At 75.1% G+C, this 874-nt stretch carries 1 pseudogene; it reads right to left on the minus strand.

Going from position 1 to position 874, the window contains the following annotated elements:
- Positions 1–153: 153 nt before the first annotated feature.
- A pseudogene (locus tag VR44_RS32575) lies at positions 154–791 on the minus strand (uridine kinase family protein).
- Positions 792–874: the final 83 nt, after the last annotated feature.

Here is an 874-nt window from a genome sequence, read left to right on the forward strand (position 1 = left end):
AGGCAGAACGAAGCCCCCGATCACGGGGGAACAACCGGGGGCTTCGCGTCCGCTGCGGCCTTCGCAGACCGCGCATTCAGAACGTAAGGCCGCATCCGGGCCCGGGTCAAGCGGGTCGGGGAGCCCCCTGGGGCGTCCGTCGTGGGGGAGGGCTCAGGTCTGGGGGAGTCCGTCACCGTCGGTGAGCGCGGAGGGCGTTCCGGGCGTCGCAGAAATCCCTGAAGTCCACTCGTATCCCGTACCGCTCTGGTGCACCAAAGTGTTCGCGAAGGGGCGCGAAGGGTCGTCCGAGAAGTGCGCGAGCTCCGCGCGCTCCCACCCGTCCCAGAAGGCGGAGAGTTCGCGCCCGTCCCGCTGCCGTCCCCGCCCCCAGGAGGCCTCACGGGGGGTCTCCATCCACAGCAGCCGCGCCAGATGCGGGCGCCGCTCGCGCCCCCCCGGCCCCGACCNGCCCCGACCCCCTCGACCAGCAGCACCGGGGCGGGCTCCAGCACCCGCTCGGGTCCGAACCGGCGACCTTCCCAGTCGTACGGGGCCCAGCGCGCGGGCCGCCCGGCGGCCAGGGGCTCCACCACCTGCACCCGCAGCCGGTCCCACCAGCCGAAGAGCTCCGCGTGGGTGGCCACGTCGTCCAGGTGCAGCACGGGCGCCCCGCCGAGCGCCTCGGCGAGCCGGCCGGCGAAGGTGCTCTTGCCGCTGCCGGCGTGCCCGTCGATCCCGATCACGCGGGTGACGCCGAGGGAGGGCGGCAGGGCGGCGAGCGACTGCGCGAGCGGGGCGAGTGACGACAGTACTTCCACCCGCCCAGCGTAGGCCCTGCCCGGAAGCCCCCGGGGCAGGCCCCGCACCCCGTTCCGGGGGCTCCGCCCCAGAC

Source organism: Streptomyces katrae, assembly GCF_000966975.1.
GTDB classification, from domain to species: Bacteria; Actinomycetota; Actinomycetes; order Streptomycetales; family Streptomycetaceae; genus Streptomyces; species Streptomyces katrae.